The organism is Rhizorhabdus sp. (assembly GCF_018006725.1).
In the GTDB taxonomy this organism is placed as follows: Bacteria; Pseudomonadota; Alphaproteobacteria; order Sphingomonadales; family Sphingomonadaceae; genus Rhizorhabdus.
Window position 1 is genome coordinate 1 of record NZ_JAGMXV010000247.1, and the last position, 6406, is coordinate 6406.

Annotated in this window: 6 protein-coding genes; 3 read left to right on the forward strand and 3 right to left on the reverse strand. The window is 64.9% G+C overall.

Features of this window, described 5'->3' with window-relative positions; genetic code table 11:
* A partial coding sequence (locus KAY22_RS22740) for a TolC family protein (RefSeq protein ID WP_296625464.1) occupies positions 1-1267 on the reverse strand: 1267 nt, incomplete at its 3' end.
* A gap of 545 nt (positions 1268-1812) precedes the next feature.
* Here KAY22_RS22740 and KAY22_RS22745 point away from each other — a divergent pair.
* The 3 genes from KAY22_RS22745 (at position 1813) to KAY22_RS22755 (ending at position 3831) form a co-directional block, all read left to right on the forward strand.
* Positions 1813-2382 carry a hypothetical protein gene (locus tag KAY22_RS22745; protein WP_296625465.1) on the forward strand — a complete coding sequence of 190 codons (570 nt, stop codon included), beginning with the start codon at positions 1813-1815 and terminating at the stop codon, positions 2380-2382.
* Between the two features lie 63 nt (positions 2383-2445).
* Positions 2446-3255: a universal stress protein gene (locus tag KAY22_RS22750; RefSeq protein ID WP_296625466.1), complete on the forward strand. Its 810-nt coding sequence runs from the start codon at positions 2446-2448 to the stop codon at positions 3253-3255.
* 339 nt (positions 3256-3594) lie between these two features.
* Positions 3595-3831 (forward strand): DUF1801 domain-containing protein, encoded by a 237-nt coding sequence (locus KAY22_RS22755; protein ID WP_366514139.1) that lies wholly within the window; start codon positions 3595-3597, stop codon positions 3829-3831.
* Here the strand turns inward: KAY22_RS22755 and KAY22_RS22760 are convergent.
* Positions 3828-4913 carry a membrane dipeptidase gene (locus KAY22_RS22760; RefSeq protein WP_296625467.1) on the reverse strand — a complete coding sequence of 362 codons (1086 nt, stop codon included), beginning with the start codon at positions 4911-4913 and terminating at the stop codon, positions 3828-3830. The two genes, KAY22_RS22755 and KAY22_RS22760, sit on opposite strands and share 4 nt — an antisense overlap.
* An 11-nt stretch (positions 4914-4924) precedes the next feature.
* On the reverse strand, positions 4925-6283 hold the full coding sequence (locus KAY22_RS22765; protein WP_296625468.1) for an aspartate aminotransferase family protein: 1359 nt from the start codon (positions 6281-6283) through the stop codon (positions 4925-4927).
* Between the last annotated feature and the right edge of the window lie 123 nt (positions 6284-6406).

The window sequence follows — 6406 nt, forward strand, 5'->3', positions numbered from 1 at the left end:
CGGTGAGCCGCTTAAGCCGTGCCTGGGCGATGTGGTAGGAGAGCAGCGCGTCGATCGCCGCCTCGCGCGTCTGAGCCAGCGTGCGTTCGGCATCGAGCAAATCGAGCTGGCCGAACTTACCCTCTCGATAGCCGATGCGGGCAATGCGGGCGGCTTCTTCGGCCGCCGATAGCGCCGGGCCAGTGGCCGCAGCAGCATTTGTCGCGGCATTAGCGGCATCGGCTTGCGCGCGTGCGATGGCCTGATCCACGTCGAGCGCCGTTAGGCGCCGCCGTGCATCCGCGCTCTGCCGCTCCGCCGTGGCCTGACTGAGCGCCGCACGGCCATTGTTGAACAGCGGGAGCGGGATCGAGAGGCTGAAAATCGCTGCCGTGTCGTTGGTCTGTTCGAATCGGCGTGCGCCGGCCCCGAGCGTTAGATCAGGCACCCGCTGCGAGCGTGCGAGACGAACGCCAGCGTCGGCGATGGCAAAGTCCGCATCGGCCGCCGCCATCATGAGCGTTCCGGTGCTGTCGATCGGACGGAGGGGGCCATAGGTCGCCGGCACACGGGCGAACCAGTCAGTGTCAAGCGGACCCGCGATCGGTTGGCCAATGATGCGCGACAAGGTGAACCGTGCGACTTCGACGGCCCGTTCCTCCCGTGTCAGCGCCGCCTCGGCGTTCACCCGCGCGACGTTTGCGCGCTCCGCTTCAATCGGTGACGCGCGACCCGCCTGCACGCGGACCTGCGCGGCGCGCAGGGCTTCGCCCGCGATGCGTGTCTGATCGCGGGCAGTCATGAGCCGACGTTCCGCCGATGCGGCCTCCGCATAGGCGCGGATGACGTTCAACCGAAGATCGGCTTGCGCGATGGCGGCTTGTATCGTGGCGCGGTCGGTCCGAGCGTCCGCGACGGCGATACGGGCCGAGCGCTTGCCGCCGAGTTCGAGCGGCAGCGTAAGGGAGGTGGTCGCTTCAAGGCTTTGTGCGCCGCGATACTGGCCCGAGCCAGCGACATTTTCAGCCTCGACGGTGACGGTCGGGTTGGGACGGAGCCCTGCGACGCGCCGCCCCGCTTCGGCCGCCCTAACGTCCGCCGACGCCGCCTCCAACGCGGGGGAGACGACGCCCGCCAGCTCAAGCGCGCGATCGACGCTGAAAACCGGCCCCGAGATCGGTCTGCCTTGCGGCTGCGCCTGACCGGCATCAGCCGGCGGCGCGGTTTGGGCCTGCGCGATGCTCGCGCAAGCCGTCGCGGCCAATAGGGCCGCGAGCAATCGTTGCATGATGAAAAGACTCCTGACGATTTCCGAGAGAGCCCGAGGAAGGGGCTAGGCTGGAATCGTCAGGCGCGTGGAGGGCGGTAGGCCGGGTCTGTTGGAGCGGAGACGCGACCATTCGCGTGAGGGATCAGCGGAAGCGTAGCGCGCAGACGCAATTGCGGGCTAAAGCCCTCTTTCACGGGCTCGCCAATCTGATGGCCCTGACAGCCGCCGTGATGGTGTGGCGTGGCTTTCCCATCGTCTGATGGCACTTGGTCGCGGTCCCCAGCGGCATGGCCAAGATCGACCGCGACCTCAGTGTCCAAGCAGCCGATCGGCTCGGCCGCATGGGCGACGTTGCCCGCCACCAGAGACAGCGAGACAAAGCACATTAGAACTAGGGCAATGAAACGTGCCATCCGATGCTATATAGCACGATGACGCCTATAAGGAAGGATTCGTTTCGACGTCTCCGATTGAGAGGTTATAACGTCCGGCGCGACCCGAGTTGGACAGGCTATCGAGCAAGATGAAGCCTGCACGATCAGGAATACAATGGCGAGGCTACTTTGAGAAAGAAATCCATTGCCTTAATTGCAACGGCGCTCGGCTTTGCACTTCTAGTTCCACTGCTCGGATATGTTTATCTCGGCACTCTGTATGCTTCGATATTTCTCGTTGGCTATCTTGGCGGATTTCTTCTCTGGCTAACCACACCTTCGGGCGTTGATTGGCGTCGGATCAGCGCTCCATACTGGCTCGCGCTGATTGCCTTTCTCGCGCTTCACAAGTTCGAGGAAAACCGCACGGGCTTCTTCGATCAGGTCTCAGCCAGGATCACCGGCGCGCCCATGCCCGAAGTCTCAGTCGGATTAATACTTGCTATCCTAGTTCTGCCCGTAGGAGCCTGGATCGCAATCCCGGTGCTCATTAAGCGGCATTTCGAGTTTGGACGCTTTCTAGCTTGGACGTTCTTCGCGTCGATGGGAATCACCGAACTCGCTCACTTCGCAATGCCGGTATTGGCGAACGAGCCGTATGGCTATTTCCCCGGAATGCTCAGTGTTTTCATACTCGCACCCCTCGCGTGGTGGGGTATGGCTCGCCTACTCCAAACGCAACCTCGCGTATCCGTCTAATGACCGGACCGTGGTCAATGCGCAATGGACCGGGGGTTCATGGTCCGTTCCGAAGGAGGTGGAATGACGATTGATAATCTGTCCGCAATCGTCGTGGATGCGACGCCGGACCTCGGGGCCGAGCAACGCATTCGTATGGCGATGCAGATTGCCCTTGAACGAGGAGCGTCACTCACCGCAGTTTGCTCCGCCTGGCCAAAGAGCGCTTCGCTGGCCGAGGCTCTTGCTCCCAGTTCCTTGCACATGATGACTGAGGAGCAAAAGCTGCGGGAAGCCCTATCGGCGATGCGCTCGACGTTCGATCATCTGGTGCAAGATGCACCGGAGCGGATGAATTGGTGTGACGACATCGCCGACCCGCGCGTCACGCTGTCTAAGGAGGGTGTGCTGGCGGACCTCATTGTCATGGGCGTGGCGGGTGCGAGCAAACTTGCCCAAGCCGATCCGGTAGATGTTGCGCTCACGACCGGAGCTGCCGTCCTTCGACTTAGCACGAAACCGCCGCAGATTCTTCGGCGAGCGCTGATCGGCTGGAAGGATGGGAGGGAGGCAGGTTGCGCCCTGCGGGCGGCTCTACCCTTCATCCGCCACGCCGAAGCGATCACGGTGCTCGGCGTCGGCGAGACTGTCACCGCTGACTGCCTTGAGGCCGTGCAGCGCTATCTCGCTGCCCACGGCCTCGATGCGCGACATCAGCATCTTCCGGCAAGCGGGCGGTCCGAGGCTTTCGTGATCGCTGAATATGCTGAGGCCGAAGGCGTGGACGTTCTCGTCGCGGGCGGCCGTGCGCAAGGGCGTTGGAAAGAGCGGATTTTCGGAGGCGTAACGCAAGACCTTCTACAGACCGACATCACATGGCTTCTAGCCAACTGAGCCAAATGTCAGCTCCAGAGCTGGTTTCCAGTCAGCTTGTAGCGCCTGCGGTCGAATACCGACGACGGACGGCGGCGAGCGGCGGTGCCGGGCGTTTCTAGAGTAGTATGAACGGCGACACATATTCGTTATGTTTATCCGGTGCGGGGCGCCAGATTTTCAAAGGGCTTAGCGGCAGCACGTCGCTAAGCCCTTTTCTGTTTCCGGGCCCGACCCTGCTATCGTGCTGGCCATGGCCGATCATGATTCCTACATCGAGTCCGCGCCGGAGGGCTTTCGCCTGCTGCTGTCAAGCTGCGCGCGCAGCTCGCCGTCGCGCTGCCCGAGGCGGACGAGGTCATCGAATATAATATGCCGGGCTTCCGGGTCGGGAAGGCGGTCGTCGCGGGCTATGCGGCGTTCAGCAAGCAGTGCGGGCTCTATGTGGCGGCGGCCGCGATTGCCGCGCACGCCGACGAGATCGCGGCGGCGGGGCTGAAGGCGAGCAAGACCGGCGTAACCTTCACGGCCGCGAAGCCGATACCGGATGCGCTTGTCGAAAAGCTCGCGAAGGCTTCGCGCAAGGCGCTGGCCTAACCGCCCCAGACCTGCCCATAGACGCGCAGCCAGTTTTCGCCGAGCAGCTTGCGCAGCTCCGCCGGGGTCCAGCCGCGCGCCAGCAGGCCTTCGACGACATTGGGCAGTTCGACGATGGTGCCGAAGCCCTTGACCATGTCCCAGGGCATGTCGCTGTAGACATGCGCCGGCCAGATCTCGCGGTACATGCGGTTGAGGTCGACGCGGCCGTACATGAAGTCCGGCCCCATCGCGATGTGATCGATGCCGATCAGCTTCTTCATATAGTCATACTGGTCGAGATGCTGCGCAAAGCTGGCCTGCGGCGAGCGCGGGATGGCGGCGTCCTTCGCGGCGCGGCTGTGGAAATCGCTGACCGCGGTGATGCCGACGACGCCGCCGGTCCTGGCGATCGCCTCCATCAATTTGTCAGTGGCATTGCGGGCGTTGTCGGTGATGGCGCGTGCATTGGTGTGCGAGCAGATGATCGGCACGCCCGAGGACATCGCCAGCGCGTCGAACGAGGTCTTCTCGTTGGTGTGGCCGCCGACATCGAGCACGAGATTGAGCTTGTGGATCTGCTCGATGAGCTTTCGCCCGTCGGCGGTCAGCCCGACATCGGGGGTCAGGCAGCCGCCGCCGAACAGATTGGGATTGTTATAGGCGATGCTGCAGATGCGCAGGCCGAGCTTCTTGTACGCGCCGAGATTTTCGACCGCCGGTTTGCCGCCCGCGTCGGCGATCAGATAGTCGGCCGACTGCCAGCCGGGGATATAGGCGACACGCCCGCTCGCCGCCGCCGCGCGGATTTCGGCCACGGTGCCCGCCGCGACGATGCCGCCCGGGTTGCGGTCGAGGAAGGCCAGCGCCCGGGCGAAATTGGCGATGCCGGCGACGCTGTGATGGATGCAGCCGACGCCGGCGGTCTTCAGCATGCCGAGATATTCCTCGGTCGGCGCCGAGCCATCGAGGCCGTTCACCACCAGGGTCGATTTCAGCACCGCCGCCGCCCGCGGTGTCGTGACCGCCGGGGTGGGTGCCGCCAGCCCACGCGCGGCAACGGCGGCGGCGGCAGCGCCGAGGATCAACTGGCGGCGGTTCATGGCTCTCCCTTTCAACCCTGGTCGAGAAGTCCGGCGGCGAGGCAGTCGGCGATCGCCGCGCCGATGATGTCGACGCCCTGCGCCAGCTCGTCGGCGGTGATGGTGAGCGGCGGCGCCATGCGCATCACCCCGCCCATGCCGGGAAGCTGGACGATGTTGACGCAGAGGCCGAGCTCGAAGCAGCGGCGCGACACCGCCGCGCCGAAAGCCGGCACGGGCGTCTTGCTCTGGCGGTCGCGCACGAACTCGATGCCGGCGAGCAGCCCGCGCCCGCGCACGTCGCCGATACATTCGAAGCGGTCCTGCAACTGGCGGAGCATCTCATTGAGCTGCGCGCCCATCGTTGCGGCATGCGCGGTCAGATGGTCGCGCAGGATGATCTCGATCGCCTTCAGCCCGATGCGCGCGGGGAAGGGGTCGGAGACGTGGGTGGTGTAGAAAAGGAAGCCGCGCTCGTGGCAGCGTTCCTCGATCTCGGGCGAGGTCAGCGTTGCCGCCAGCGGCAGGCCGGCGCCGAGCGTCTTTGAGAGCGTGATGATGTCGGGCGTGATGCCGTGATGCTCGCTGGCGAACATCGCGCCGGTGCGCCCGAGGCCGGTCTGCGCCTCGTCGACGATCAGCAGCATGCCGCGCTCGCGGCACTTCTCATGGAGGCGCACCAGATAGCCCGGCGGCGGTTCGATGAGGCCGCCCGACGAGAGGATCGGCTCGACGATGACGGCGGCCAGCGACCCGATGCTCTGCCGGTCGATCAGCCCGAAGGCATAGTCGAGCATGTCGAGCTCGAAGCCGTCGCCCGCCCAGTCGGGGCGGCGGTAGACATAGGGGGTGGGCAGCGCCATCACGCCGGGGAGCTGCGGGCCATAGCCGCGGCGGTTGGCGGAGAAGGTGGTCGGGAAGGCCGCGCCGGTCATGCCGTGCCAGGCGAGATCGAAGGCGATCACCTCATGACCGCCGGTGTAGAGCTTGGCGAGCCGCAGCGCCGCCTCATTCGATTCAGCGCCGGTCGACAGCATCATCGCGCGGCTGAGCTGCGGCCCGAGCAGGTCGGCGAGAACCTCGGCGAGCTTCACCACCGGTTCGGAGAGGAAGCCGGAGAAGAGGTGGACCGGTTCATCGGCGGCCGCCTTCATCGTCGCGACGATCTCGGGATGCTTGTGGCCGAGGATCGCGCTCATCTGACCCGAGGTGAAATCGAGCAGCGCGCGCCCGGCCTGATCATAGACATAGGCGCCCTCGGCGCGCTCGATCAGGCAGGGCAGGAAGCTGCCGCCATAGCGGATGAGGTTTCGCGCCAGGTCGTTGGCCGACAGCGCGCCACCCGCAGACGGGCTGGGGCTCGGCGGGCGGATCGCATCCAGGGTTGCCATGGGGCTCGCATTCTCCTGATTATGCGGGCGATAAGGCGCGCAGACCCGGGTCTCGCGCAAACCACTAATCCTGCGTGCGAGGCCTAGATTTCCTGATGCAGCGCGACCTGCCCAATCTTGACT

Coding starts and splice junctions, on each gene's coding strand:
- KAY22_RS22750 (WP_296625466.1), top strand. CDS start 2,446: ATGACGATTGATAATCTGTCCGCAATCGTCGTGGATGCGACGCCGGAC.
- KAY22_RS22760 (WP_296625467.1), bottom strand. CDS start 4,913: ATGAACCGCCGCCAGTTGATCCTCGGCGCTGCCGCCGCCGCCGTTGCC.
- KAY22_RS22765 (WP_296625468.1), bottom strand. CDS start 6,283: ATGGCAACCCTGGATGCGATCCGCCCGCCGAGCCCCAGCCCGTCTGCG.